Origin of the sequence: Pseudomonas sp. NBRC 111140 (genome assembly GCF_001320885.1) — a bacterium.
Classification (GTDB): domain Bacteria; phylum Pseudomonadota; class Gammaproteobacteria; order Pseudomonadales; family Pseudomonadaceae; genus Aquipseudomonas; species Aquipseudomonas putida_P.
On record NZ_BCBQ01000027.1, the window covers coordinates 42044 to 68143 of the forward strand.

Genomic DNA, 26100 nt, shown 5'->3' on the forward strand with positions numbered 1-26100 from the left:
TGAACTACCGCGCGCTTAAACGCAAAAGCAAAAGCAAAAGCAAAAGCAAAAGCAAAAGCAAAAGCAAAAGCAAAAGCAAAAAACAGACTAGTGGCTAATGTCTGCCATGGGCCGCTCGACAAACCGAATGCTGTCGCGCCCTCCACGCTTGGACTGGTACAGCGCCACATCCCCCTGCTCGATCAACGCCGCCAGGCTCGCCGGTGGCTGGTCGAACAGGTTGGCACCGATGCTCAAGGTAACCGCCTGCGGCGTTGGCACGGTCTTGCAGGCGTACTGCTGGAACTGCTCACGCAGCATCCCACCCAGCTCCATGACCCGTTCGCTACTCGCCCCACTCAGCAAGATGACAAACTCATCGCCCCCCAACCGCGCCGCCAGCGAGCGCTCGGGCAGCGCCGTGCGAATCATCTCGCTCAAGGCAATCAGCAAGCGGTCCCCGGCTATATGCCCGTGCAGGTCGTTGACCAGCTTGAAATTGTCGATGTCGATCAGCAGTAACGCCCCAGGTTGCGCAGGGCTCACGTCCTTGAAGAAATGCCCAGCCCGCACCTCCAGCGCTCGCCGGTTGTACAGCGCGGTCAGCGGATCACGGGCCGCCAGCCGGGCAATCCGTTCCTCACGCCGGTAACGCACGGTTCCCGTCATCGACAAGGCAATCAGCATGATCGCCATCGCCCCCTCGACCAGGGAAACCTGAATGATCAGCCCGCCAAAGGTGGCCAGGTCAATCAACGTACCCGGCGTAATCGCAATGATCGCCTTGGCTACATAGAATGCCCCATGAATCAGCAGCACATAGCGCAACTGCACCGCGCCAACACTCAGCGATCTGCCATGCGGCCGCAACAGGAAACTGGCCTTGAGCGTCAACGCCGCCACCAGCAACGAGTTGACCATCAGCATCACCTTCGACCACTGCGGCCCCACAGGCAACAGCAGCAAGGCGAACCAGACCACCACGATCATCAGCCAGGCACGCGACAAGCGCTCCTGGGTAAATCGCAGCACGCCCATCAGAAAAAAACCGTGCGCGACCACCAGCAAGCCATTGGCGAACCAGATGCCGATGAACAACAAACCGATCCCGCGCAGCAAAGCCAGGATGCAACCGACAGTAATGGTGGCGAAACCGGCGCTCCAGAACAGCAGAGAGGTTTCGCGGACACTGCGCCATTCAATTGCCAGGTACAAGGCAGCGGCAGCAGCCAAGGCAACCGAAATGGTCAACATCGTGGGTGGATCTAGCGCCATATACGCATTGGCCTATCTGGTTAACGAAGAAAGGCCCGATTGTATGCGCTCGTGATGACTTTTCAGAGGGGCCTTGCACGGTTGCCTGCAAATGATAGCCCAGCCCTTGCAGATACCCGTGCGAGCGACATGTCATATTGACATCATCGTGTCATTCGCACCACAAGAACCGCGGTCGTAATGACCACACTTGGTCGGATAGTGCCGTACCGGAAGGGCTGGCCAACTGGCACGAAAGCTGAAGCGTGACCTTTCGCCAAACACTGCCTTGCGGACCAAAAACCATGAAAAATCCTCTGCTCCCTCTGGCGATGACCCTGACCATCGCCCTGCCCGCCTGCGCCGACCAGGTGCTCTCGGAAAGCGCCGACAATACCGTCGGCTATGGCGCTGGTGGCGTCAGCGGCCTGATGATCGGCGCCGCGCTTGGCGGCCCGTTCGGCGCCATCGCAGGTGCCGCCCTGGGCGCCTTTGGTGGTGCCGCCGTGCAACAAGGCAGCGGGCACAGCGACGCGGCCTATGTGGTGCGCCACGACGACGGCAGCACCCAGCGCTACCGTTCGCCGAATGCCCACTTCAAGCCCGGTGATCAGGTGCAGGTGAGCGGTATTCGCCTGGCCCCGGCGCAGTAAGCCGCTGCCCGGACAAGTAACTCACCAGTTGCCGCCCGTGCGAACTCAGGCGCTCCCAGTCACGGAAACACAGGCGTAGCTCCAGGGTGGCCCAGCTTTCCGCCAGGGCCACCCGGCGTACCGGCAGCTCCTGCTCCGCACGCACAGCGGCGGTTTCAGGCAGCATGGCCACGCCTGCGCGCTGTGCCACCAACTGTGCGATTGCCTCAAAGCTAGGCGCTCGCACGCGCACCTTCAGCGGCATGGCCAAGTTCATCGCCAGCTCTTCGACAAAGCGCTGCATCGGCCGCCCACCCGGCAGGCAAATGAACGCGTAGCCCAGGGCATCGACCAGGCGCAGCTGTTCGCGCCCAGCCAGGGGATGGTCGGCGGGCACCAGCATGACCAAGCGCTCGGTGCGAAACGGCAGCGATACCACCCCCTCGCTGGGCAAAATGCCATCGTACACACCGATCTCGCACTCGTTGGCCACCACCACCCGCAGCACGTCCACACTCTTGTGCTCCATCAGTTGCAGGTCGACCTCCGGGTAGTCCGCCAGAAACGGCCCCAACACTGCCGGCAGCAATGTGCTGTTGGACACCGTAGAGGCCGCCAGGCGCAAGGTGGTGCGGTGCTCGCCAGACAGTTGCTGCAAGGTCTCCTGCAGTTTTTGCGCCTCACCCAGCACGCTGCGTGCGCCCTCCAGCACCAGGCGCCCGGAAGGCGTCAACTGCATGCCATCTGCCTTGCGGGTGAACAGCACCAAGCCACAACGTTCTTCCAGCAAGCGCAGGCGATTGCTTGCCGCCGACACCGCCACCGGAAAGGTCGCAGCCGCCTTGCTCAGGCTGCCCGTGGCGGCAATGGCCAGCAGCAGGCGCAGGTCAGTCAGGTCGAATTGCATGCCATTCTCCAAATACGAATGCCCTGTTCTATAAAAAGCGATTCTAGCGCGACAGCCTTCTGTTCAGAATAAGCCTCGCCTTTCTTCCACGTAGGTAACGCATGAACGCATACCGCAGCTTGATACAGCGCCAACTGCAAAGCGGCGCCCTGTACGCCGTACTGGCGGCCCTGGGCTTCAGCTTCAAGGCCATTTTCGTCAAGCTGGCTTACGCCGCCGGGCCGGTGGATGCCATCAGCCTGCTGGCCATGCGCATGGGCCTGTCGCTGCCGCTGTTCGCCTGGCTGGTATGGGCCAGCCGTGGTCAGGGCAGTGCCCCGCTCAACCTGGGTGACGGGTTGCGCGTCGCCCTGCTTGGCCTGTTTGGCTACTACCTGGCCAGCCTGTTCGACTTCTATGGCCTGCAGTACATCAGTGCTGGGCTGGAGCGGCTGATCCTGTTCACCTACCCGACGCTGGTGCTGGTGTTCCAGGCCATTGCCCTGCGTGAACGGCCGAGCCTGCGCACTTTGTCGGCCATGGGCCTGTGCTATCTGGGGCTGGGCATTGCCTTTGTCCACGACATCAGTGTCGCCGGGGTTGGCCAGCAGGTGGTGCTGGGCTCGCTGTGGGTGTTCGCCAGCGCGGTGACCTACGCGCTGTATTACGCCGGCACCGGCATGATGCTCAAACGCATGGGCTCGATGCGCCTGGCCGGGTTGTGCGGTACTGCCTCCTCGCTGATGGTGCTGGCGCATTACCTGATGGTGGCGCCGGTCGGGCAGTTGTGGCAGTTACCGAGCGCAGTGTGGGTGAATGCCGGGCTGATGGCCGTGTTTTCCACGGTGCTGCCGATCTACTGGGTAGCGTTGGCGATCCAGCGCCTGGGGCCGACCCATACAGCGGCGGTGGGTAACCTGGGGCCGGTACTGACGGTATTGGCCTCATGGGCGATCTTGAATGAAGAGATTTCGCTGTACCAGGTAGTGGGGCTGGCGGTGGTGCTGTTTGCCGTATCGCGGCTCAAGCCCCGAGCCAAGAAGGACATCGGGGCCGCGCCAGGCAAAGGTGCCACTGCCTGACGCAAGGCCTCAGAGCACTCGCTTGATCAACGGTTCCAACCGGCTAAAACGCAACCGCCGCAGAAGTTTGCGTACTTCCTTGGGGTGTTCGGCCTTCACCCCCAGCGCCTCTGCCGAGCCAATCTTCGGCGCATGCCGGCGCAGTGCGTTCAGCTCCGCTTCCCGTGGTACCAGCCACTGCCCTTGCGGGTCATCGATCAGCAGGCCGTTTTCCAGGTCCAGGTTGAACCCGCGCGGGTTCAGGTTGTTACCGGTCAGCAGCGAATAGCGCTGGTCGACCCACACGCCCTTGGCATGAAAGGTATGCCCCGGATCGTTCCAGATCCGCACTTGCAACTGGCCGCTGGCAATCGCGGCATGGCGGCGCCTGGCGAAGGCACGCAGGTTGTCTTCGTACAGATAAGGCAAGGCGCCACTGGCACTGAACGGCTCACCGGGGGCGATGTAGAAGTCATTGGCCGTGCGGTCACCGACCATCAGCTCAACTTGCACGCCCCGCTCAAGCGCATGGTCAAGCTCGCGCATCACCACCCGTGGCGGGTTGAAATACGGCGTGCTGATGATGATCTGCGTGCGCGCCGCAGCCAGCAACGCGCACAGCGCCCGGTTCAGCGGGTTGCCACGGCCCACACCCAGCAGCGGGATCACCCGTAGCCCCTGCCCCGCAGCGCTGGCCGGCGCCTCGTAGGCCATGCGCCGCAGCCGCGCGCGCAAACGCCGAATGTCGCCGCGCAAGTTGCGGGTAGAGGGCGGCGCCGGCAGGTCGAGACGCGGTGTGGCGGTGGGGTGCAGCAGACGCTGCACCAGGCCGACCATGGCATCGGCCAGCTCAGGTGACTGGAACAGGTGATAGCGGTCCAGGCGATAACGGTCGAAGCGGTGCAGGTAGACGTTGTTCAGGCTGGCGCCGGTGTAGATCACGCAATCGTCGATGATGCTGCCCTTCAGGTGCAACACCCCGAACAGCTCGCGAGTCTGCACGGGCACACCATGAATGGCGATATCCAGCCCGCGCAGCTGGCGCTGAGCCTGGTACCAGGCAGCGTTGCCCGGTTGACGCCCGCCACCAAGCAACCCGCGACGGGCGCGGAACCAGTCGACCACAATGGTGATTTCCAGGTTAGGGCGCGCGGCCTTGGCCTGGTACAAGGCATCCAGCACTTCCTGGCCGGCCTCGTCTTCCTGCAGGTACAGCGCGACGATGACGATGCGCCGGGTTGCCGTGCGGATGCGGTCGAACAGGCAGGTGCGATAGGCCTTGGCATCAGGCAGCACCTGGATCGACTCGGGCGCCAGGGCGTAGCCTGGCAACGCCGCCAGCATGGATTCGGGGTTCACGAACGATCACCTTCTGTGTGCAATCACTGTCGGCCCTGCGAGTTGGCGGAGCCATTCCTGGCCGCTGCGCACGGGGTGTAAGATCAACCCGGCAACGACCCATAACAACAAGAACCACGCGAGGCTGTATTTCTCACTGCCCCTGACGAACAATGCCTCAGCTTGCACAGGAACAGCGCAATGGTCCACCCCGCTTCTGCAAACCTCCCGCCGTCTATTGTAAAGAGTTGTTCCGTAAAGACCTTCGGCTTTCTGATTTTGCCCAATTTCACCACCATCGGCCTGGCGTCGGCGGTAGAAACCTTGCGCATGGCCAACTTGGCCGCGCGCAAGCCGCTGTTTCGCAGCGTGCTGATCGCGGCAGACGATATGCCGGTAGTGGCCAGTAACGGCATGCGCGTATTGCCCGACTACAGCATCGCCAATGCCCCCGCACTGGATGCCCTGCTGGTGGTCGGCGCCAACCCGATCGACCGCAGCCGTGGCAACCGCCCGCTGATCGACTGGTTGCGCCAACTGGCCCGCCAACGCTTGCCACTGGGCGGCATCTGCACCGGCAGCTACCTGTTGGCCAAGGCCGAATTGCTCAAGGGTTACCGCTGCACTATCCACTGGGAAGACCTGCCGACGTTGCAGGCCCACTTCCCCGGTATCGTGATCTCCAGCCAGCTGTTCGAATTGGACCGCGACCGTTATACCTGCTCGGGCGGCGTGGCGGCCATGGACATGATGCTGCAACTGGTTGCCCGCGAACCCGGTGGCCAGGACATCGCGGCCAAGGCCGCTGAGCTGTTGCTGTGCGACCGCGTGCGCGGGGAGCGTGAGCGCCAGCGGGTACCGCTGCGCACCCTGCTGGGTAGCGCTCAGCCCAAGCTGAGCCAGGTGGTGGCGATCATGGAGGCCAACCTGGAGGAACCGTTGGGGCTGGAGGAGTTGGCCAGCCTCAACGAGGTAACCGTGCGTCAGCTGGAGCGGCTGTTCCACAAGTACCTGCAACGCACGCCCAGCCAGTATTACCTGGAGCTGCGGCTGTCTCGGGCACGGGAGTTGCTGCTGCGCAGTGACGTGCAGGTGCGCGAGGTGGCGCTGGCCTGCGGGTTCAGCTCGCCGGCGCATTTTTCCAAGAGTTACAGCCGGTTCTTTGGTTTGTCGCCGTTGGGGGAGCGGCGGCAAGCTTCGTTGCATTGATTCAGCATTTGCAATGGCTTTACCGGCCTCTTCGCAGGCGTGCCCGCGAAGAGGCCGGTGCAGGTTGGTCAATCCTCCAGGGCCGTGTGGGCCGTCTCCCGGCACATCAGCATGGCCACCAGAGCAACCAACGCTGCCGCCAGCAAATACCCCGCCGGTGCCAGCTTGCTGCCGGTCACCTGTATCAACCAGGTGGCAATGAACGGCGCTGTCCCGCCAAACAGCGCATTGGCCACATTGAAACTCAGGGCAAAGCCACTGAAACGCACACGGGTGGGGAAGATTTCCGCCAGCAGGCACGGCAAGGTCCCGTCATTCATTGCCAACATCGCCCCGAAAACAATCTGGATCGTCAGAATCACCAGCAACGGCTGCCCGTCGAGCAGGCGGAACAACGGCACGGTCAACCCCAGGAACAACAGCGAAGCCACCACCAGCATGGTCTTGCGACCAAACTGGTCGGACAGCCGCCCCATCAGGAAAATCAAGCCGATGTACGTGGCCAGCGACACCGTCGAAGCGATGAACGAATCCCGCTCGCTCATGCCCATTTCACTGGACAGGTAGGTCGGCATGTAGCTGAGCAGCAGGTAGAACGCCACCGCGTTCAGGCAGGTGACACCAATACCGATGGCCAGGCTGCGCCGGTGCTGGCCCAGCAGTTCGCGCAGCGGTGTCGGGGCCATGCCGGCCTTGTGCTCCAGGCGCTGCTCCATCTCCAGGAACTTGGGCGTGTCTTGCAGGCTCATGCGGATGTAGCGCCCCACCAGGCCGAACGGCGCGGCCAACAGAAACGGCAAGCGCCAGCCCCACTCGTGCAGAGCCTCATTGCTGAGCAGCTCGTGCAGCACCGCGACGAACGCCGCCCCGAACAGCAGCCCCGCCGCCGTGCTGGCCGGCACGATGCTGGTGTACAAACCCCGCCGGCCAGGTGGCGCGTATTCCGCCAGGAACGCCGCAGCACCGGCGTACTCGCCCGAGGCGGAAAAGCCCTGCACCAGGCGTATCAACAGCAACAAGCCCGGCGCCCACAGGCCGATTTGCGCATAACCGGGCAACAGGCCGATGCAGAAGGTGGACACCGACATGATCAGGATCGACCACGACAACGCATTGCGCCGGCCATGGCGGTCACCGAAATGCCCCCAGACAATGCCGCCCAGCGGGCGTACCAGGAACGACAGGGCAAATACCGCAAAGGTCGCCAGCAGGCCGGTGGTCTTGTCGGTCTGCGGGAAGAACGTGGCGGCGATGATGGTGGCCAGATAGCCGTAGGCAGCGTAGTCGAACCACTCGACGAAATTGCCCATGAAGCTGGCCCGGGCGGCCTTGCGCAAGGCCTGGCGTTCGGTGTTGTGCGCAGGGCCTTCGAAGGTGGAGGGATTCAGGGTGGTGCTGGACATGACGGGGTACCCTCTGGTTCTTTTAATTGGAGGCAGGGTCTTGTGGTCATACAGTGTTTTTTGTTGTCTGGGGCTGGCCTTCTTCACGGGCAGGCCCGCGAAGAAGGCGCCACCTTTCGTTATTTGCGAATGATGTTGTGCTCCGGCCCATATGGGAACTTGGTGATGTTCTCGGCGCCATTGTCGTTGACGATCAGGATGTCATGCTCGCGATAGCCCCCCGCCCCCGGCCGCCCTTCGGGCAGCATGATCATCGGCTCGATCGACACCACCATGCCCGGTTCCAGCACCGTGTCGATGTCCTCGCGCAGCTCCAGCCCCGCTTCGCGGCCATAGTAGTGGCTCAAGGTGCCGAACGAGTGGCCGTAGCCGAAGGTGCGGTACTGCAGCAGGTCGTGGCGCAGGAAGATCTCGTTCAGTTCCCGAGCGATATCGCTGCAGCGCATGCCGGGGCGCACCAGTTTCAGCCCGGCTTCGTGCACTTCGACGTTGGCCTGCCACAGGCGTAGGTACTCGTCCGGGCAGTGGTCGAGGAACAGCGTGCGCTCCAGCGCGGTGTAATAGCCGGCGATCATCGGGAAGCAATTGAGGCTGAGGATCTCGCCCTTGCCCACCCGGCGGCTGGTCACCGGGTTATGCGCGCCATCGGTGTTGAGCCCGGACTGGAACCAGGTCCAGGTGTCCATCAGCTCGGCCTCCGGGAAGCGTTTCGCAATTTCCCGCACCATCGCCTGGGTGGCATGCAGCGCCACCTCGTACTCGGGCACGTGCTCACGCAGGGCCTCGACCACCGCCGCCCCACCGATATCGGCCACCTGTGCACCGTGGCGGATAAGCGCCTGCTCCTCGGCCGACTTGATCATGCGCATGCGCATGCACGGCGCACCGATGTCCACCAGCTCGGCTTTGGGGTAGCAGGCGGCGAGTTTGCCGTGGTTCTGCAGGTTGAGGTGATCATGCTCCACGCCGATACGCGAGGCCAGCGGCAGTGCTTGCTGGATGGCGACGAAGTAGTTGTCGCGCTGCCAGTCGGTGTAGACGATGTTGTCGGTGCCGACCGTACGCCGCCAGGGCTGCCCGCCATCGATGTTGGCGCTGATCGAAACCACCTTGTGCTGGGTGATCACCAGCGCATAGGGGCGACCGAACGAGCAGTAGAGAAAATCGCTGTAGTAGTTGACGTTGTGGTACGAGGTGAAAATTGCCGCCTCGATGTCCTGCTCGGCCATGTAGGCCCGCAGCCGGGCGTGGCGGGCCGCATATTCCTGGGCGGAGAAGGTTGGCTGCACCTTGTCGCCATTACGGATTTTCAGGGTCTTGGGCATTTGCATGGTCGGGGTTCCTTGTCGTTGTGAGCACGCTGTTCAGGCCGGCCGCCTGAGAAGCATTGCAACAGAACCGACGAGGACGTTTTTGTATCTATCCGACCTGGAATTGGCGGGATCGCCACTGGCCCTGGGGGCTGCTTTGCAGCCCCTTCACGGCACAAGGCCGCTCCCACGGGTACCGCACAACCTTCTGGATTGCGCAGTACCTGCAGGAGCGGCCTTGCGCCGCGAAAGGGGCGCAAAGCGCCCCCGCTTCAAATAACACTATTTCAGGTCAAAACGATCCAGCTCCATGACCTTCTGCCAAGCCGCGACAAAGTCCCGCACAAACTTGTCAGCACCATCACTACTGCCATACACCTCGCTCAACGCCCGCAACTGGGCATGCGAACCAAACACCAGATCGACCCGGCTACCGCTCCACTTCACCTGCCCTGTCTTGCGGTCACGGCCTTCAAAGGTTTCATTGTCCGCCGAGGTAGGCTTCCACTCCACGCTCATGTCCAGCAGGTTGCGGAAGAAGTCGTTGCTCAGGGTGCCCGGCTTGTCGGTGAACACACCGAGCTTGCTGCCGCCATGGTTGGCGCCGAGCACACGCAGGCCACCCACCAGCACGGTGAGTTCCGGCGCGGTCAGGGTCAGCAACTGGGCCTTGTCCAGCAGCAGCTTCTCGGCCTTGACGCTGTAGCGGGCCTTGCTGAAGTTACGGAACCCATCGGCCAGCGGTTCCAGCACGGCGAACGACTCGACGTCGGTCTGCGCCTCAGACGCATCGACCCGGCCTGGGCGGAAGCCCACGCTGCCACTGTAACCGGCATCCTTGGCGGCCTTTTCAACCGCTGCGGTACCCGCCAGTACAATCAGGTCGGCCAGGGAGATTTTCTTGCCGCCGTTGTTGAACTCGCCTTGGATTTTTTCCAGTGCCGCCAGCACCTTGTCCACACCCTGGTTTGCAGCCCAGCCCTTCTGCGGCGCCAGGCGCAAGCGGGCGCCATTGGCACCACCACGTTTGTCGGAGCCACGGAAGGTTGACGCGGAGGCCCAGGCGGTGGAGACCAGCTCACCCACACTCAAGCCCGAGGCCAGCACCTTGGCTTTGAGGGCCGCGATGTCTTGCTCGCCGATCGTGGATGGGTCGGCTTTGGGCAGCGGGTCTTGCCACAGCAACTCTTCATTGGGCATTTCTGGGCCCAGGTAGCGTGCCAGCGGCCCCATGTCGCGGTGAATCAGCTTGTACCAGGCACGGGCAAAGGCGTCCGCCAACTGGTCAGGGTTGTCCTTGAAGCGGCGGGCGATCGGTTCGTAGATCGGGTCGAAGCGCAGCGCCAGGTCGGAGGTCAGCATCGACGGTGCATGCTTTTTGCCCGGATCGTGCGCGTCGGGCACCGTTCCCGCCCCTTTGCCCTCTTTCGGCCGCCACTGGTGTGCGCCCGCCGGGCTCTTGGTCAGTTCCCACTCAAAGTTGAACAGGTTATTCAGGTATTCGTTGCTCCACTTCGTCGGGGTGGAGGTCCAGATCACTTCCAAGCCACTGGTGATGGCATCGCCGCCCTTGCCAGTGCCAAACTTGTTGGCCCAACCCAGCCCTTGCAGCTCAAGGCCTGCCGCTTCGGGCTCGGGGCCCACGTTGTCGGCGGGGCCGGCACCATGGGTTTTGCCGAAGGCGTGGCCGCCGGCGATCAGCGCCACGGTTTCTTCATCGTTCATGGCCATGCGGCCAAAGGTTTCACGGATGTCCCTGCCCGAGGCTACCGGGTCGGGGTTACCTTCCGGGCCTTCCGGGTTCACGTAGATCAGGCCCATCTGCACGGCGGCCAGCGGGTTCTCCAGGTTCCGCTCGGCCGACAGGTCGCGGTTCTGTTCCTCGCCATGCTTGGCAGGCTCGGCCACCAGGTCACCCTGGCCTGGCGCCTGCGCCTTGAGCTGATCCTTGCCGTAGCGGGTGTCGCCGCCTAGCCAAACCTTTTCCGAACCCCAGTACACATCTTCGTCCGGCTCCCACACATCGGCGCGCCCGCCAGAGAAGCCAAACGTCTTGAAGCCCATGGACTCCAGGGCAACGTTGCCGGTGAGCACGATCAAGTCGGCCCAGGAAATCTTGTTGCCGTACTTCTGCTTGATCGGCCACAGCAAGCGCCGCGCCTTGTCCAGGCTGACGTTGTCGGGCCAGCTGTTGAGCGGGGCGAAACGTTGCTGGCCAGAGCCCGCGCCACCGCGGCCATCGCCAATGCGGTAGGTGCCGGCGCTGTGCCAGGCCATGCGAATGAACAGCGGGCCGTAGTGGCCGAAGTCAGCGGGCCACCAGTCTTGCGAGTTGGTCATCAAGGCGGTGAGGTCTTTTTTCAGGGCCTGGAAGTCGAGGCTCTTGAATGCCTTGGCATAGTCGAAGTCCGGGTCGGGGCTGGACTTCGAGGAATGCTGGTGAAGAATTCTCAGGTTGAGCTGGTCAGGCCACCAGTCACGGTTGGTGGTGCCGCCACCTGCGGTTTGATGGAACGGGCATTTCGATTCGTTCGACATCTGCGGGTACCTTTGGGTCGGTTATCCAGATTTCCGGTCTATGCCAGGTGTTCTTTCAGCCGAGCATGTGGGCTCGTGCCACCCCTCATCAGGTCTACACGGGGCTTGCGAAGCTGTCACGACGGGTTGGCGCGGCGTTGCACACAGGTGCTGTCACGCCGCCCGGTCGCGGAAGTCGCGGGGCCACGGGAAAGACTAGCCGAGCTTGGGCAGAGTTCTAATAGAGTGGCTGTTGGAGCTTGATAGGCTGGCTCTGTCAGGTGAGCCTGAACAGCGGCGCGACCAGCCCACCAAGAGGCCGGCACATTCGTACGATGCAAGCCGGCCTCCCGCATGCTTCAATTCACCGCCAGCCCTCTACTCCCGGAACCTGAAGCCAATGAACCGCAACGACCTCCGCCGCGTCGACATGAACCTGCTGGTGCTGTTCGAAGCCCTGATGATCGAGCGCAACCTGACCCGCGTCGGCGAAAAGCTGTTCATCACTCAATCCACTGTCAGCGCCGCCCTCGCCCGTCTGCGCGAACTGTTCGACGACCCGTTGCTGATCCGTAGTGGCCGCGCCATGGAACCCACACCACGGGCCATGCAGATTTTCGCCGAGCTGGGCCCGGCCATGGACGTGATATCCGCCGCCATCAGCCGCGCCCGTGAGTTCGACCCCACCAACAGCAGCAACGTGTTCCGCCTGGGCCTGTCGGACGATGCCGAGTTCGGCCTGTTTCCGGCCCTGCTGCAAGCCCTGCGCGAAGAGGCCCCAGACATCAGCGTCGTGGTACGGCGAGCCAACTTCCTGCTGATGCCTGGCCTGCTGGCCAGTGGCGAAATCTCGGTAGGCGTAAGCTACACCACCGACCTGCCGGCCACGGCCAAGCGCCGCAAGCTGCGCGACATCGGCGTGCGGGTGCTGCGCGCCGATGACCGCCCCGGCCCGTTGACCCTCGACGAGTACTGCGCCCGCCCGCATGTGATGGTGTCGTTTTCCGGCGACATGAGCGGCAACATAGACCTGGACCTTGCGCGCATTGGCCGTTGCCGCAAGGTGGTGCTGGCGGTACCGCAATTCGGTAGCCTGCGCGCCTTGCTGCGCAACACCGAGATGATCGCCACGGTCCCGGACTATGCCGCCTGCGCCTTGGCCGACGACGGCAGCCTGCGCGCCGACCCGGCGCCGTTCGATATCACCGAAGCCGAGCTGTCGATGGTCTGGAGCGGCGCCCAGGACAACGACCCAGCCGAGCGCTGGCTACGCGAGCGCATTCTGCAGTTCATGGCCCGGTAGCTGAAGCAGCCTTACTTGCCCCGCTGCATCCACGCCGCGCCCAACCCACTGAGGCAGATCACCGAAATACCCACCAGGCTCAAGGTATCCGGCACCTGGCTATAGACGACAAACCCAAGCAACCCGGCAAACACGATCTGGCAATAGCTGAACGGCGCCAGCAACGCCGGCGCCGCATGGCGGAAGGCTTGGGTCAGCAGCAGGTGCGCGGTCATGCCGAAGCCGCCCAGTGCCAGCATCAGCAGGGCATGGTCCCAACGCGGCACCTCCCAGAAGAACGGCACCAGTGCACTCATAGCCAAGGTGTTGCACAGCCCTGCATAGAAGTTGCTGGTGGTCGGGCTGTCATGCGCGGCAAGGATGCGCGTCAGCAATTGGTAGAAGCAAAAACCCAACGCCGAACCGAACGGGTACAGAATGGCCGGGGTAAACATCGCCCCACCCGGGTGCACCACCACCAGTACGCCAATGAAACCCAGTACCACCGCCACCCACTGCCCCACCGTCACCCGCTCTTTGAGCAGCGGCGCCGACAGCGCGGTGACCAGCACCGGGGCAAGGAAGTTGACCGCCGTCGCCTCGGCCAGCGGCAAATACTGAAGGCCGGTGGTAAACAGCAGGCTGGTACTCAACAGGCTCAGGGCCCGCAAGGTTTGCAGTAGCGGCCGACGGGTGCGCAATACGTTCAGGCCAGACTTGGGCAGGAAGATGCCGGCCATCAGCAGCGTATGCACCACATAACGCGCCCACACCACCATGACGATCGGGTACAGGCCGCCGAGGAATTTGGACAAGGCATCGTGGCTGGCGAACAGGAACGTCGCCACCACCACCAAGGCTATGCCGCGCAGGGGTTGGTTGACGCCGGACAGCGGTGTGCTGGAACTCATGGCTCTCTCGATGACGGCGCGGCGCCATGCCACGCCCAGGGAAGGCCGCGCAGGCCTGGCCTGGCGGATGCAACAGCTCGAATTCTAGAAGAGATGCCGCAGCATAAGGAAGTTGATTTACCGCTTGTCCAGGCTGAGTGCGATTTCTGTTCGCTGATCGACCACTTTCCACCTTGCACGCATGGCCCGTGTGCTGTTGATCACCGACCATCGACCCACCTCCTGCACCCTCTACAAGGAATTTACATGCAAAGGCTCACCACCCGTAACGGCCTGGACCTGCCTGCAATCGGCCTGGGCACCTGGCCGATGACCGGCAGTGAATGCACCCAGGCCGTGCACCAGGCACTGGACGTGGGTTACCGGCACATCGACACCGCCACTGCCTACGAAAACGAAGCGGCCGTTGGCCAGGCGCTGCGCGACAGCGATGTGCCACGCGAGCAAATCCATCTGACCACCAAGGTTTGGTGGGACCGCCTGGAGCCCAAAGCCATGCGCCAGTCGCTGGAAGACAGCCTGCGCGCGCTGGGTACCGAACAGGTTGACCTGTTTCACATCCACTGGCCCGGCAAGGACTGGGACCTGGCCCGCAGCATCGACACCCTGGTAGCCCTGCGTGACGAGGGCAAGACGCGCCACATCGGTGTGGCCAACTTCCCGCTGGGGCTGCTGCGCCAGGTGGTGGAAACGCTGGGTGCGCCATTGTCGGCCATTCAGGTGGAGTACCACGTGCTGCTCGGCCAGCAACCGCTGCTCGACTACGCCCGCAGCCATGACCTGTTGCTCACTGCCTATACGCCGCTGGCACGTGGCCAGGCAGCCGCGCAGCCGGTGATCCAGGCGATTGCCCGCAAGCATGGCGTGCTGCCCAGCCAGGTGGCGCTGAAATGGCTGCTGGACCAGGACGGCGTGGCGGCGATCCCCAAGGCTAGCAGCCGGGAAAACCAGCTGGCCAACCTGGCAGCGTTGAATGTGCAGCTGGATGAAGACGACCGCGCGGCGATTGCCGGGCTGCCGAAAGATCAGCGCGTGGTGAGCCCGGCGTTTGCGCCGGACTGGAACAGTTAACCTTGAAAGCTGGCGCGGTCCCTTGCACGACCGCGCATCGGGTTAGCTCAGGGTTACCACCTGCTTCAACCGCTCGCTCGCCGGCGCTGGCCGCCCGTACAGGTAGCCCTGAAAGTGCGAGCAGCCCTCCGCCGCCAGTCGGCGCATCTGTTCCTCCGACTCCACACCTTCGGCCGTGGTCTTGATCATCAAACTGTTGGACAGGTCGGTAATGGCGCGGATGATCGACATCGCTTCGCGGCTGTCGCACATGTCATGCACGAACGACTTGTCGATCTTGATCCGGTCGAACGGGAACGAACGCAGGTAACCCAACGATGAGTAACCGGTGCCAAAGTCGTCCAGCGAAATGGACACACCCAGGTCTTTCAACGCACGCAGGGTACGCACGTTTTCCTCGCTGTTGCCCAGCAATACCGACTCGGTAATTTCCAGCTCCAGTCGCTGCGCCGGCAGGCCCGAGTCGGCCAGCGCCAAGGCCACGGTGTGCACCAGGTTGGCGTTCTTGAACTGCACCGCCGACAGGTTGACCGACACCGTCTGCTCACTGTCCCAACTGGCGGCCTCCTGGCAGGCCAGGTTGAGTGCGCGGTTGCCCAGTTCATGGATCAGTCCGGTTTCTTCGGCAATGGGGATGAAGTCCATGGGCATGACCATGCCGCGAGTCGGGTGCTCCCAACGCAGCAGCGCCTCATAACCGGTAACGCTGCTGGTCTGCTGGTCGACCACCGGCTGGTAATGCAACTGCAACTGGCCCAGGTGCAACGCGGTGCGCAAGTCGGTTTCCACCAGGCGGCGCTGGCGGGCGGCAACGTCCAATTCGACGTCGAAGCACTCGTAGCGGTTTCGCCCATTGCGCTTGGCTTCGTACAACGCCATGTCGGCGTAGCCCAGCAACTGCTCGGCCTGGTCGTTGTCATCCGGGGCGATGGCAATGCCGATGCTCACCCCCACGCTGAACTGGTGGCCTTCGATCTGGAACGGCGGGCTGATGGCGTTGATCAGGCGATGCGCGGTGTTGCACGCGGCATCCCGCCCCTCCAGGCCCGTCAGCACCACGGCAAACTCGTCACCGCCCAAGCGGGCCAAGGTGTCGTGTTCACGCAACTCGCGGCGCAGGCGCTTGCCCAACTCGCGCAGCAGTTTGTCGCCAAAGGCATGGCCGAGGGAGTCGTTGATGTTCTTGAAGTTGTCCAAGTCCAGGCACAGTGCGGCGGTCAGCTTGGCGTTTTCGCTACCACGCACCAGCGCCTGGCGAAGGCGCTCATTGAACAGCGTGCGATTGGGTAACCCGGTGAGCGCGTCGTGGTGCGCCATGTGGTGGATCTGCGCATGGGCGGCCAGCTCTTCGGTGGCATCTTCGGCTACGAACAACACGTAGTCGGCCTGGCCCTCGCGGTTCTGGCTGAGCAAGGTGCGGCTGCGCAAGGTGCGTGGGCCACGGGCGGTATCGACACGCGTTTCAGCGGCATGCCCCTTGGGGCTGCGGGCACCGCGCGCCAGCTGCTGTTCCAGATAATCTGCAGCGGCCGGTGCCAAGCATTCGCCGGGCAACTGGCCAATCATGCTGCGCCCTGGCCCGCCAAACAGGCGCTCGGCCTGCTGGTTGGCCAGCAGGATGCGCTGGCTTTCCAGGTCCTGGACAATGACGCTGGCGGGGATGTTGGCGATCACCGAATCAAGAAACTGCGAGAGCTTGGCCATTTCCTGGCTGTATTGCTCGGCCAGCTCCTTGGCCTGCAACAACTCCTGTTCCTGGCGATGACGCTCGGAAACATCGCGGGTGACCTTGGCGAAACCCACCAGTTGCCCGGCATCGTCGTACACCGCTTCAATCACCACATGGGCAAGAAAGGCCGAGCCATCTTTACGCAGGCGCGAACCCATTTCTTCAAAACGCCCCGTGCTGCGCGCCTGCTCCAGGTTAAGCGCTGGCAACCCGGCTGCGCGCTCGGCATCGGTGTAGAACAGCGAGTAATGCTGGCCGACGATTTCATCGGCATGGTAGCCCTTGGCGCGCTGGGCACCGGGGTTCCAGTTGGCGACGATACCCTCGGGGGTGAGCAGGTAGATGGCGTAATCCACCACGCTCTGGATCAACAGCCGGTACATGATGTCGGGGTTTGCAGCTAGCGACATGAACTTTACCTGAACCTTCGAAGCGCATGAAAGGGACCCCGGCTTGCGGCGGCCGGGTTTTGGAAAGCGTTGATGGCATTATGCCGCTCATGACGATTTTGTGAAGTGGCTCACAAAAATGTCGCTTTCTCACCCTTCAGTGGCGGGCACCGCTCACCAGGAAATTGAGCAAGTCCGGTTCATCGTACAAGGCGATTGCCTGTGCCGGACGCGACAGGTTCGCCAGCACGGCCTTGCAGAACGCCACGGCGGGCGGGTCCTGGGCGTAGCAGCGCAGCAGCCAGTCACCCTCGCCGCCCAGCAACTGCAACGCCACCGCTTGGCCAATGCCCTGACGGCGGTACTTTTTCAGGATGAACAGATCGGCCAGCTCCCGTGCATCGATACCTCGCAGTTCGCTGCGCTCCACCAGCACGAAGCCGGCGATGAAACCGTCCGCCAGCACCAGGTACGCGGCCCAGCCGTCGTCCTGCCAGTAGCGTTGCAGGTGCTCGTCGTGGATGTAGAAGCGGCCATCCACCTCGACATCTTCCTGCTCCCAGTCGGACGACTCATAGGAATAGTACTGGTAGAGGTTGCGGATCAGCGGGGCCTGGTCGGCGGTGGTTGGCAGCAGCGCGATGGGCAGCATGATGGGGCAAGGCTCGGGTAAAACCTGAATTCTACGCCATGACTCACCGCCACTGCATGGAACCGGGCGCGCCCCACTTTACAGGCGCGCGCCAGTAGGCAGGTCAGTACCTGATCATCACCGACTTCAGTTCGGTGTAATCCTCGATGAACGCACTGCCGAACTCACGCCCTACCCCCGATGCCTTGGTCCCGCCAAACGGTACCGCCGGGTCGAGGAAGGTGTGCATGTTGACCCACACCGTACCCGCCTCGATCTGCGGGATCAGGCGCAGAGCCTTGGACAGGTCGTTGGTCCACAGGCTGGCGGTCAGCCCGTAAGGGCTGTCATTCATCATTTCCAGCAACTGCGCTTCGTCATCGAACGGCAATATGCACACGATCGGGCCAAAGGTTTCTTCGTGCAGCAACGGGTCGCGGGCGTCGTTGGCCAGCACCACCGTGGGCTCGACGAAGTAACCTGGTCGCTCGACGGCCTTGGCCCCGCACACCACGGTGTTAGAAGCATGGGCCCGCTCGAAGAAGCCAAGAATCTTCTGCAGATGCGTGGCATTGGCCAAAGGGCCGAACTGGGCATCCGGGTCCAGTGCCGAACCAATCTTCAATTGCCCCAGCGCTGCAGCCAGCTTGCCCGTGAATTCGTCCACACGGCTGCGGTGCACATACAGGCGCTCCGGCGAGGCGCACACCTGCCCCTGGTGCACATAGGCCGTTTGCACGATGCCGGCTACCGCGCCGTCGACATCCACGTCGGCCAACAGCGCCGCCGCGTTTTTGCCACCCAGCTCCAGCGTGGCGCGGGTCAGGTTGGCCGCCATGGCCGCCTTGCCCACGGCGATGCCGGTCGGCACCGAGCCGGTGAACGCTACCTTGGCCACCTCGGGGTGCTCGATCAGCATCTGGCCCGCTTGGCCGCGCCCGTTGACCACGTTGAACGCGCCGGCCGGTACCCCGGCTTCGACCGCCAGCTCGGCGATGCGCAGCAAGGTCAGCGGGGTGAACTCGCTGGGCTTGACCACGATGGTGCAGCCGGTGACCAGCGCCGACGCGATCTTCCAGATGCCAATCATCACCGAGAAATTCCACGGCACGATCCCGGCCACCACACCCACCGGCTCACGCAGGGTAAAGGCGGTATAACGTTCACCACCAAACGAAGGCAGCGAGGGGGTCATGGTCTGCCCGGTGATCTTGCTCGCCCAACCGGCGAAGTAGCGCAAAAACACCACGCTCTGGGCAATTTCCAGCCCGCGCGACAGGTTGATCGACTTGCCCGAGCACAGGGTTTCCAACTGCGCCAGCTCTTCGGCATTGGCCTCTATCAGGTCGGCCAGGCGGTTCAGCACCACGCCTTTCTGGTATGGCGAGACTTCGGCCCAGCTGCCCTTGAAGGCTTGCCGGGCGCTGCGCACGGCACGTGCCACCTCGGCAGCGCTTGCCTCGGCCACACGGCTGATGACCGCGCCGCTGGACGGGTCGTGAATGTCCACCGAAGGCCCGGCCTCGCCCGCCTGGTAGCGGCCCTCGATGAAATGGCCATGGGGCCTGGCGAGGAACTCGACCACGGCGGGTAACAGCGGGATATCGCTCATGACATGCACTCCTGGATGGCGGCGCCAACGTGGCGCCGGGCCGATCTTCAAGCGCCTGCCCGCCCGCCTGCCAGCCCTCTGCAGCGTTTTGTCAGGCAGCCTCAAGAGAATGTCACGCAGGCCAAATCCCCCCTGCTGGCCAGGCGGCACACTGCGATGACTGCGATTTCTGCACAAACCATAACAACATCGGAGATAGCCAATGCGTCGCGTCGACAGGCTCAGCATCTCGGCAGCCCTGGCCTTGGCCTTGGCGGCAGGCAGCAGTGCGGTGCGGGCCGACCTGCCCGCCGAAGAGATCGGCCACAACACCTTGCCGTTCCCGCCAGACCCTCACCGGGTCTACATCCTGGATGTGGACTTCAAGAACCCCATCGCCGGCAAGGTGGTGGTGGTGGACCCCAAGGCCAAGCGCATGCTCGGCATGACCACCAACGCCTTCGTCGCCCCCACCGCGCTGAGCCCGGACAACCGCACGCTGTATTCGGCCAACCTGTTCTACTCGCGCGGCACCTACGGCGAACGCACGGATGTGCTGGTGGCTTGGGACACCCAGACCCTGCAGCCGACCTGGGAGGTGGTGCTGCCTGCCAAGCGCGCCTCGACCCTGACCGAGAAGTACGCCATGGGTGTCAGCGCCGACAACAAGCTGGCCTACGTCTTCAACCTGACGCCGTCGACTTCGGTCACCGTGGTAGACACCCAGGCGCGCAAGGTCGCCAGTGAAGTGCCCATCAGCGGCTGCGTGCTCAATTACCCGGTAGGCAAGCGCAGCTTTGCGTCCCTGTGCGGTGACGGCCAACTGCTGGTAGTAACCCTGGATGACGCAGGCAAGGAAGTATCACGCACGCAAACGCCATTCTTCGACCCGAACAAGGTGCGCCTCAACGAACGCGCCATTGCCAACGGCGACACCTACTACTTCACCACCACTCAGGGTGAGGTGTACCCGGTGGCGTTCGAGGGCGGCAAGGCCAAGCCGCTGCCCACCTGGTCGCTGGTCAGCGACGAAGAGCGCAAGCAAGGCTGGGCACCGGGCGGCTGGCAGGCCCTGGCCGTGGCACCAGGCCTGAACCGCTTGTATGCACTGATGCACGACCAGCACACCGACGGCAAATGGGAAGACCCGAGCACCACCATCTGGGCGTTCGACCTCAAGACCGGCAAGAAGCTCGGCACTCTGGACTCGCCCAAACCCGTATGGAGCCTGCAAGCCAGCCACGACAAGGCACCGATCCTGGTGGCCACCGACCTGGAAGGCGGCGTGCAGTTCTTCGACCTCACCAGCAACAAGCACAGCGGCGCGATGGACCAGATCGCCGACACGCCTGTGCTCACCCTGGCCCCTTGGTAAGCAGGAGATCGGACCATGCTCGACCCTGTCCTCGTAATTGCCAGCAGCACCGCACTCGCCGCACTGCTGGCCAGCGCTGCCAGCCACAAGCTGCGTGACCGGCGCGCGTTCAACGCCATTGTGCGTGCCTATCAGTTGCTGCCGGCTCCGCTGGCGCCAGGCGCCACCGCCAGCCTGGCGCTGATCGAGCTGGCCTTGGCCCTGGCCCTGCTGCTGCCCGCCTGGCGCACCGATGCAGCACTGGGGGTGGCGCTGTTGATGGCGCTGTACGCCAGCGCCATCGGCCTGAACCTTTGGCGTGGCCGGCGTGACATCGACTGCGGTTGCTCTGGCCCCGGCGCCGCGCAGCCACTGCGCCCGGTGTTGCTGCTGCGCAACCTGGTGATCGCCCTGCTTGCCGGCCTTGCCGCATGGCCCGTGGCCGAACGCGCCTTGGGCGTGCTGGATATTTTCGTGGTGAGCGCGGCGGCAGCCGTGGCGCTGCTGCTTCATGTCGCGGTGGATGGCCTGCTGGCCAACCAACCGCGTCTTGCCAAATTGAACGGGAGATAACCCCATGCAACTGCTTATCGCATCGAACATCCTGCTCTGGCTGCTGCTGATCGCAGTCGCCTTCACCGTCATGGCCCTCGTGCGCCAGATTGGCGTGCTGCACGGGCGCATCGCCCCGGCCGGCGCGCTGATGGTGGACAAAGGCGTCACCGTGAACGACCCCGCGCCACAAGTGACTGCCGCCGACCGCCACGGCCGCCCGGTGAACATCGGCTACCGCGGCGAACGCTCGCAGTTGCTGTTCTTCCTCGCCCCCGGCTGCCCAGTGTGCAAATCGCTGCTGCCGGCGGTGAAATCGATTGCCAGGGACAACAGCGGTTCGCTGGACGTGATCTATGTCAGCGACGGTGATTTCGCCGAGCAACAGGCACTGATCGAAGCCAACGGCCTGCAGCAAGCCAGCTACGTAGTCGGCCCGGAGGTGGGCATGACCTACCAGATCGGCAAACTGCCCTACGCCGTACTGATCGACGCAGCCGGCACCCTGCGCGCCAAAGGCCTGGTCAACTCGCGCGAACACCTGGACAGCCTGTTCGAAACCCTGCACCTGGACAGCGCCAGCCTGCAGCACTACTTGCACGGCGACCCGTCGCACAGCCATGACCACGAACACGCCCACACCCACCAGCACAGCGCGCAGCACTGACCGCGGAGCCGACCATGAGTTTTCTCGACAAACTGTTTGAACGCTCCAGCCGCCATGTCGCCGATACCACTTCGCGGCGCAAAGTGTTGGCGCGGCTGGGCTCGCTGATCGTCGCCGGCGCCGCCCTGCCGGTACTGCTGCCCATCGACCGCACCGCCAAGGCATTGGCCGCCGAGCAGCCGAAGATGGGCGACCCAGGTGACCCGACCAGCTGCGACTACTGGCGCAACTGTTCGATCGACGGTTTCCTGTGTTCGTGCTGCGGCGGCTCGATCACCTCCTGCCCGCCTGGCACCGAAGCCTCGCTGGTGACCTGGATCGGCACCTGCCGCAACCCGGCCGACGGCAAGAACTACATCATCTCGTACAACGACTGCTGCGGTAAGCACGCTTGCGGCCAGTGCGCCTGCTCGCGCAACGACGATGAACAGCCGCTGTACCGGCCATTCAACAACAACGACATCAACTGGTGCCTGGGTGCAGCCTCGAAGATCTACAACTGCACCGTCACCATCATCCGTGGCGTGGCGGTGTAGCGCCATGCGCGGTGTGACGCTGTTGCTGCTCCTGTGCCTGCTGGCCCCCGTGGCCCAGGCCAGGACCCTGCCCAACCCCAACCAGCGGCCTGCCCCCGGCAACGAAGTACCACCGGTACCGATCGCCCAGGCCGGCTACTCGGTGCCGGTGAACTACCAATTGCAGTGCGCCGGCTGCCACCGTGACCATGGCGAAGGCTCGGCGGCCAACGACACACCGCGCATGCAGGGCTTTGTCGGCAACTTCCTGCGGGTGCCCGGTGGCCGCGAGTTTCTGGTGCGGGTGCCGGGCATATCCCAGTCGGCGCTGAACGACCAGCAGATCGCCGACCTGCTCAACTGGTTGCTGATGCGCGATGGCATGGCCGGTAACAGTTCGCCTGAACAGTGGGCGGCCTATACCGGCACGGAAGTACACCGTGTGCGCCAGCAAAGTATGCTGAACCTGCCTCATGTGCGCGCCGGCTTGATCGAAGACATGCGGGCCAGGGGCATCGCCATCGGCGACGGCCTTGGCCATTGAAGCATCGCGCAAGCGTTGTACCTTCAGCCCGCCCGCTCAGCGGGCTTTTTTATGCCTGTCAGATAGCCGCGGTGACGAAACATCGGGTGGGAAGTATCTGCACAGTGCTGCACCAATAGCCCTCATAAACATCCCGCCAAGGAGCAAACAAGACCCAGCACATAAATTTAATAGCTATTCATATCAACGACTTGGGGTGTATCCACATGTTTCGTATCGGCAATAGGGCTCGCTTTTTGCTTGAATATTCAAGTGAATTTTAAACTTTATCTCCCAAGAGTCGCCCAAGCGACCCGTTACAACGCTACCCCGTGCGAGGCCCCTATGATCCCTGCAACCCGCATTACCGACGACCGTTTCCAGGCTTGGCTCAGCCAAGTCAATGAAGCCTGTGGCCACTTCAACGGCCGCAAGCTCGACCCAGGGTTCGTCGGCCAGCTGGAAAAGTGCCAGGCAGGCCAGATCTCCATGAGCATCGTCGACATGACCCAGGTGAACCTGTTCCGCGGCCCGCGGGAAATCCGCGCCAGCGGTGCCGACAACTACTATGCGGTGCTGCAGATGGCCGGCACGTCGCACATCGAACACCAGGGTGCACGCATCGAATTGCAAGCTGGCGACCTCACGTTGATCGACGCCAGCGCGCCATTGGACATGCACTTCCACCAGCGCTCGCGGCAGTTGTCGCTGATCTTGCCGCGCGCGCGGGTGGAAAGCGGCACCCGTGGCACCGGTGTCGCCTGCGCCAAGCGTATCGAGGCGCAAACGCCGCTGGCCAACATGGCCCGGCTGATGATGCTGGAAACGGGGCGTACCCGGCACATGAGCGACCATGAGAGCCAGGCCGTGCTCGACGCACTGATCGCCCTGCTGCGCCCAGCCATCAGCCACGACACGGTGCCCGGCAGCCACGAGCGCATGTTGCGCAAGGCCCTGGCGCTGATCGACCAGCGTATTACCTGCGAACAGCTCACCCCCGAGTTCATTGCCCGCGAAGTGGGGATCTCGATGCGTAGCCTGTACCGCATCTTTGCCAAGCATGGCTTGGTGATTGCCCAGTACATCCGCAACCGCCGCCTCGACTTCTGCGCCGAGCACCTGCGCAACCCGGCGATGGACCAGAAGGTGTCGTCGCTGGGGTATGCCTGGGGGTTCTCGGATTCGAGCTATTTCAGCACTGCATTCAAGGCGCGATTTGGGGTAACGCCTGGGGAGTATCGGCGTCAGCATGCCAATTGAGCGGTACCGACAACGCTGTGGCAATACCAGAAAACACCTTGGCAGGCACAACAAAACCCAGCGACCGACGCTGGCGCACAATCAAACCGAATACCGACAAGAACCCACCCAGGACCCGTGCGTGATGCCCACCCTCGCCCCCCACAAGTTCGCAATCCCGTTCCTGCTCGCCACTCTGGTCAGCCCCCTTGCCCTGGCCGAAGACTGCGCCGCGCCACAACGCCAGCAAGGCGAACAGGTGTTTGCCCGTGACTGCGCAGCCTGCCATTCGGCACAAAAGGGCGGCCCGGCAATGATGGGCCCCAACCTGCACGACGTGGTAGGCCGTACACCTGGCAGCGTGCCAGGCGCCAACTACTCGCAGGCCATGAAGAGCCGCCAGGCCAGCTGGACGGCGCAAGCCATCGGCGCCTTCATCGAGCAACCACAGGCCGCAGTCCCCGGCACCTACATGCCCTACGCCGGGCTGCCGGATGCTGGCGAACGCCAGGCGGTGACCTGCTTCCTCGCCGGGCTCAAATAACGCATTCCTTCAAGGCATTCCCACCAAGGCCCCTTCACGGGGCCTTGTGTTTTTATCGGCCTGGCACAACGCCAAAGGCAACTGGCAGCCAGGGCAAAAGCCCGCGCCGAGGCTTCCTGCATGATCACTGGCATGTCTTCAGGACTTCTGCCAAACCCATAACAAAGGAAGCCAGACCATGCACCACCGCCCATTCCGCCTCACCTTGGCCGCACTGTTGGCCGGGGCTTCGCTGGGCACCTGCGCGCAGGAGCTTTACAGCGATGCCGAGCGCCACCTGAACGCCAATGTCGAAGCCGTGTTCGGTGTATTCCACAGCGAGGAAAGCTACGCCGTCGCGCGCGACCAGCCCGGCTCCACATCATGGCGCGAGGGCTATGTAAAATACGGCCTGAGCGGTGACCAACGCCTGGGCAGTGCCGGTTCGCTGTACGGCGCTTTCGCCTTGCTCAGCTCTGGCACCTGGGGCGACGGCGACGCCGCCGGCTTCAGCGATGGCAGCGAACGCACCACCAAGATCGAGGACGCCTACCTGGGCTGGAAGTCCGGCAACCTGGTGCCACTGCTTGGCGAAGACGGCATCGACCTGTCGTTTGGTAAGCAGATGGTCGCGGTAGGCGATGGTTTCCTGATCCAGGGCGATTCCTTGAATGTTGGCCACGGCCTGGCCAATGGCGAGTTCAACCGTGGCGGCGCGTACTACCTGGCTGCGCGCAAGAGCTTCGACAAAACCGCCGTGTTGCGCCTTGGCGGCAGCAAAGGCTGGCGCGGCGACCTGATGTGGCTGCAGTCGGACAACCGCGCCCAGGCCAACACCGAAATGCATGTGGCCACCCTGGAGCATGTGGCAGACGCGGGTACGGTCGGGCTGACCTACATCGACACCACCCATATCGACAAGCAATACGCCTCGCCGATGCAGCAGGAACGCGACGGCATGAAGACCTACAGCATTCGTGGCCAGGGCAATGCCGGGGTGGAGAACCTGTTCCTGTCTGGCGAATATGCCAAGCAGGACAAACCGCACGCCGCGACTGAAGACGCCTGGTATCTGGAAGCTGGCTGGACCTTTGCCGACCTGCCCTGGGCACCGAACGTCAGCTACCGCTACAGCCGGTTCTCGGAGCAATACGACACGCTGTTCTATGGCCTGGGCCGTGGGTTGGGCACCTGGTTTCAAGGCGAGGTGGCGGGCAACTATGCCGGGCCGTTCAACAGTAATGCGCGGATCCAGAAGGTGGGGTTGACGGTAAGCCCGGCTTCGTCACTGAACGTGGGGCTGATGGGCTTCAAGTTCGACACGATCGACCGCAGCCTGGGCAATGTAGATGGCCACGAGGTGGACCTGTATGCGGAGTGGACCCTCAACGAGCACCTGATGATAGTGCCACTGGTGGGGCTGTACACGCCTGAGCGCAGTGCCGAGCAAGGCGGTACACAGTTGGGCAATGACAACAACAACCTGTACAGCCAGGTTGTGTTCGTCAGTACCTTCTAAAGCACTTGCACCGCT

23 protein-coding genes are annotated in these 26100 nt (G+C 63.3%); 13 read left to right on the forward strand and 10 right to left on the reverse strand.

Annotated features, from left to right (window positions below; translation table 11 throughout):
• Window positions 1-87: 87 nt before the first annotated feature.
• Window positions 88-1233: a GGDEF domain-containing protein gene (locus APH42_RS11390; protein ID WP_041166473.1), complete on the reverse strand. Its 1146-nt coding sequence runs from the start codon at window positions 1231-1233 to the stop codon at window positions 88-90.
• A gap of 305 nt (window positions 1234-1538) precedes the next feature.
• Between APH42_RS11390 and APH42_RS11395 the strand changes: the two genes are divergently transcribed.
• On the forward strand, window positions 1539-1886 hold the full coding sequence (locus tag APH42_RS11395) for a hypothetical protein (protein ID WP_012271887.1): 348 nt from the start codon (window positions 1539-1541) through the stop codon (window positions 1884-1886).
• Here APH42_RS11395 and APH42_RS11400 read toward each other — a convergent pair.
• A complete protein-coding gene (locus tag APH42_RS11400; RefSeq protein WP_012271886.1) occupies window positions 1831-2772 on the reverse strand; it encodes a LysR substrate-binding domain-containing protein in 942 nt (313 codons plus the stop codon). The genes APH42_RS11395 and APH42_RS11400 overlap by 56 nt on opposite strands.
• A gap of 101 nt (window positions 2773-2873) precedes the next feature.
• Between APH42_RS11400 and APH42_RS11405 the strand changes: the two genes are divergently transcribed.
• Window positions 2874-3833 (forward strand): DMT family transporter, encoded by a 960-nt coding sequence (locus APH42_RS11405; protein WP_060493312.1) that lies wholly within the window; start codon window positions 2874-2876, stop codon window positions 3831-3833.
• A gap of 9 nt (window positions 3834-3842) precedes the next feature.
• Here the strand turns inward: APH42_RS11405 and pssA are convergent, their stop codons facing one another.
• Window positions 3843-5171 carry a CDP-diacylglycerol--serine O-phosphatidyltransferase gene (gene pssA, locus APH42_RS11410; RefSeq protein WP_082421390.1) on the reverse strand — a complete coding sequence of 443 codons (1329 nt, stop codon included), beginning with the start codon at window positions 5169-5171 and terminating at the stop codon, window positions 3843-3845.
• Window positions 5172-5351: 180 nt separating this feature from the next.
• On the opposite strand from pssA, the gene APH42_RS11415 reads away from it, so the two are divergent.
• Window positions 5352-6359: a GlxA family transcriptional regulator gene (locus APH42_RS11415; protein WP_060493313.1), complete on the forward strand. Its 1008-nt coding sequence runs from the start codon at window positions 5352-5354 to the stop codon at window positions 6357-6359.
• A 68-nt stretch (window positions 6360-6427) separates the two neighbouring features.
• Here the strand turns inward: APH42_RS11415 and APH42_RS11420 are convergent, their stop codons facing one another.
• From APH42_RS11420 to katG, 3 genes are all read right to left on the reverse strand, one after another.
• Complete coding sequence (locus APH42_RS11420) at window positions 6428-7762, reverse strand: MFS transporter (RefSeq protein ID WP_012271882.1); 1335 nt, start codon at window positions 7760-7762, stop codon at window positions 6428-6430.
• A gap of 119 nt (window positions 7763-7881) precedes the next feature.
• A complete protein-coding gene (locus tag APH42_RS11425) occupies window positions 7882-9093 on the reverse strand; it encodes a M24 family metallopeptidase (RefSeq protein ID WP_012271881.1) in 1212 nt (403 codons plus the stop codon).
• Window positions 9094-9354: 261 nt separating this feature from the next.
• Window positions 9355-11610, reverse strand: a complete 2256-nt coding sequence (gene katG / locus APH42_RS11430; protein ID WP_060493314.1) for a catalase/peroxidase HPI — start codon at window positions 11608-11610, stop codon at window positions 9355-9357.
• 379 nt (window positions 11611-11989) lie between these two features.
• Here katG and APH42_RS11435 point away from each other — a divergent pair, with 379 nt between their 5' ends.
• Complete coding sequence (locus APH42_RS11435; protein WP_012271879.1) at window positions 11990-12892, forward strand: LysR family transcriptional regulator; 903 nt, start codon at window positions 11990-11992, stop codon at window positions 12890-12892.
• An 11-nt stretch (window positions 12893-12903) separates the two neighbouring features.
• Here APH42_RS11435 and APH42_RS11440 read toward each other — a convergent pair whose 3' ends face one another.
• Window positions 12904-13782 (reverse strand): DMT family transporter, encoded by an 879-nt coding sequence (locus APH42_RS11440; protein ID WP_012271878.1) that lies wholly within the window; start codon window positions 13780-13782, stop codon window positions 12904-12906.
• 246 nt (window positions 13783-14028) lie between these two features.
• On the opposite strand from APH42_RS11440, the gene APH42_RS11445 reads away from it, so the two are divergent.
• Window positions 14029-14853 (forward strand): aldo/keto reductase, encoded by an 825-nt coding sequence (locus tag APH42_RS11445; protein ID WP_012271877.1) that lies wholly within the window; start codon window positions 14029-14031, stop codon window positions 14851-14853.
• A gap of 42 nt (window positions 14854-14895) precedes the next feature.
• On the opposite strand, the gene APH42_RS11450 is transcribed toward APH42_RS11445, so the two are convergent.
• The 3 genes from APH42_RS11450 to APH42_RS11460 form a co-directional block, all read right to left on the reverse strand.
• Window positions 14896-16992: a bifunctional diguanylate cyclase/phosphodiesterase gene (locus APH42_RS11450; protein WP_012271876.1), complete on the reverse strand. Its 2097-nt coding sequence runs from the start codon at window positions 16990-16992 to the stop codon at window positions 14896-14898.
• A 136-nt stretch (window positions 16993-17128) separates the two neighbouring features.
• Window positions 17129-17623 (reverse strand): GNAT family N-acetyltransferase, encoded by a 495-nt coding sequence (locus APH42_RS11455; protein ID WP_060493315.1) that lies wholly within the window; start codon window positions 17621-17623, stop codon window positions 17129-17131.
• Window positions 17624-17726: 103 nt separating this feature from the next.
• Complete coding sequence (locus APH42_RS11460) at window positions 17727-19214, reverse strand: aldehyde dehydrogenase family protein (protein WP_012271874.1); 1488 nt, start codon at window positions 19212-19214, stop codon at window positions 17727-17729.
• 202 nt (window positions 19215-19416) lie between these two features.
• Between APH42_RS11460 and APH42_RS11465 the strand changes: the two genes are divergently transcribed.
• From APH42_RS11465 to APH42_RS11500, 8 genes are all read left to right on the forward strand, one after another.
• Complete coding sequence (locus tag APH42_RS11465; RefSeq protein ID WP_060493316.1) at window positions 19417-20568, forward strand: amine dehydrogenase large subunit; 1152 nt, start codon at window positions 19417-19419, stop codon at window positions 20566-20568.
• 15 nt (window positions 20569-20583) lie between these two features.
• On the forward strand, window positions 20584-21120 hold the full coding sequence (locus tag APH42_RS11470; protein WP_012271872.1) for a MauE/DoxX family redox-associated membrane protein: 537 nt from the start codon (window positions 20584-20586) through the stop codon (window positions 21118-21120).
• Window positions 21121-21124: 4 nt separating this feature from the next.
• Window positions 21125-21766 carry a methylamine dehydrogenase accessory protein MauD gene (gene mauD / locus APH42_RS11475; RefSeq protein ID WP_060493317.1) on the forward strand — a complete coding sequence of 214 codons (642 nt, stop codon included), beginning with the start codon at window positions 21125-21127 and terminating at the stop codon, window positions 21764-21766.
• A gap of 14 nt (window positions 21767-21780) precedes the next feature.
• A complete protein-coding gene (locus tag APH42_RS11480) occupies window positions 21781-22302 on the forward strand; it encodes a methylamine dehydrogenase light chain (protein WP_012271870.1) in 522 nt (173 codons plus the stop codon).
• 4 nt (window positions 22303-22306) lie between these two features.
• On the forward strand, window positions 22307-22825 hold the full coding sequence (locus APH42_RS11485; RefSeq protein WP_060493318.1) for a hypothetical protein: 519 nt from the start codon (window positions 22307-22309) through the stop codon (window positions 22823-22825).
• Between the two features lie 324 nt (window positions 22826-23149).
• Window positions 23150-24064 carry a transcriptional regulator FeaR gene (gene feaR, locus APH42_RS11490; protein WP_060493319.1) on the forward strand — a complete coding sequence of 305 codons (915 nt, stop codon included), beginning with the start codon at window positions 23150-23152 and terminating at the stop codon, window positions 24062-24064.
• A gap of 124 nt (window positions 24065-24188) precedes the next feature.
• On the forward strand, window positions 24189-24587 hold the full coding sequence (locus tag APH42_RS11495; RefSeq protein ID WP_012271867.1) for a c-type cytochrome: 399 nt from the start codon (window positions 24189-24191) through the stop codon (window positions 24585-24587).
• A gap of 178 nt (window positions 24588-24765) precedes the next feature.
• Window positions 24766-26085: a hypothetical protein gene (locus APH42_RS11500; protein ID WP_012271866.1), complete on the forward strand. Its 1320-nt coding sequence runs from the start codon at window positions 24766-24768 to the stop codon at window positions 26083-26085.
• The last annotated feature ends 15 nt before the right edge of the window (window positions 26086-26100 follow it).

Excerpts from the sequence above, each read along its gene's own strand:
- APH42_RS11390 (WP_041166473.1), bottom strand. The coding sequence starts at position 1,233 with ATGTTGACCATTTCGGTTGCCTTGGCTGCTGCCGCTGCCTTGTACCTG.
- APH42_RS11395 (WP_012271887.1), top strand. The coding sequence starts at position 1,539 with ATGAAAAATCCTCTGCTCCCTCTGGCGATGACCCTGACCATCGCCCTG.
- APH42_RS11400 (WP_012271886.1), bottom strand. The coding sequence starts at position 2,772 with ATGCAATTCGACCTGACTGACCTGCGCCTGCTGCTGGCCATTGCCGCC.
- APH42_RS11405 (WP_060493312.1), top strand. The coding sequence starts at position 2,874 with ATGAACGCATACCGCAGCTTGATACAGCGCCAACTGCAAAGCGGCGCC.
- APH42_RS11415 (WP_060493313.1), top strand. The coding sequence starts at position 5,352 with ATGGTCCACCCCGCTTCTGCAAACCTCCCGCCGTCTATTGTAAAGAGT.
- APH42_RS11420 (WP_012271882.1), bottom strand. The coding sequence starts at position 7,762 with ATGTCCAGCACCACCCTGAATCCCTCCACCTTCGAAGGCCCTGCGCAC.
- APH42_RS11425 (WP_012271881.1), bottom strand. The coding sequence starts at position 9,093 with ATGCAAATGCCCAAGACCCTGAAAATCCGTAATGGCGACAAGGTGCAG.
- katG (WP_060493314.1), bottom strand. The coding sequence starts at position 11,610 with ATGTCGAACGAATCGAAATGCCCGTTCCATCAAACCGCAGGTGGCGGC.
- APH42_RS11435 (WP_012271879.1), top strand. The coding sequence starts at position 11,990 with ATGAACCGCAACGACCTCCGCCGCGTCGACATGAACCTGCTGGTGCTG.
- APH42_RS11440 (WP_012271878.1), bottom strand. The coding sequence starts at position 13,782 with ATGAGTTCCAGCACACCGCTGTCCGGCGTCAACCAACCCCTGCGCGGC.
- APH42_RS11445 (WP_012271877.1), top strand. The coding sequence starts at position 14,029 with ATGCAAAGGCTCACCACCCGTAACGGCCTGGACCTGCCTGCAATCGGC.
- APH42_RS11450 (WP_012271876.1), bottom strand. The coding sequence starts at position 16,992 with ATGTCGCTAGCTGCAAACCCCGACATCATGTACCGGCTGTTGATCCAG.
- APH42_RS11455 (WP_060493315.1), bottom strand. The coding sequence starts at position 17,623 with ATGCTGCCCATCGCGCTGCTGCCAACCACCGCCGACCAGGCCCCGCTG.
- APH42_RS11460 (WP_012271874.1), bottom strand. The coding sequence starts at position 19,214 with ATGAGCGATATCCCGCTGTTACCCGCCGTGGTCGAGTTCCTCGCCAGG.
- APH42_RS11465 (WP_060493316.1), top strand. The coding sequence starts at position 19,417 with ATGCGTCGCGTCGACAGGCTCAGCATCTCGGCAGCCCTGGCCTTGGCC.
- APH42_RS11470 (WP_012271872.1), top strand. The coding sequence starts at position 20,584 with ATGCTCGACCCTGTCCTCGTAATTGCCAGCAGCACCGCACTCGCCGCA.
- mauD (WP_060493317.1), top strand. The coding sequence starts at position 21,125 with ATGCAACTGCTTATCGCATCGAACATCCTGCTCTGGCTGCTGCTGATC.
- APH42_RS11480 (WP_012271870.1), top strand. The coding sequence starts at position 21,781 with ATGAGTTTTCTCGACAAACTGTTTGAACGCTCCAGCCGCCATGTCGCC.
- APH42_RS11485 (WP_060493318.1), top strand. The coding sequence starts at position 22,307 with ATGCGCGGTGTGACGCTGTTGCTGCTCCTGTGCCTGCTGGCCCCCGTG.
- feaR (WP_060493319.1), top strand. The coding sequence starts at position 23,150 with ATGATCCCTGCAACCCGCATTACCGACGACCGTTTCCAGGCTTGGCTC.
- APH42_RS11495 (WP_012271867.1), top strand. The coding sequence starts at position 24,189 with ATGCCCACCCTCGCCCCCCACAAGTTCGCAATCCCGTTCCTGCTCGCC.
- APH42_RS11500 (WP_012271866.1), top strand. The coding sequence starts at position 24,766 with ATGCACCACCGCCCATTCCGCCTCACCTTGGCCGCACTGTTGGCCGGG.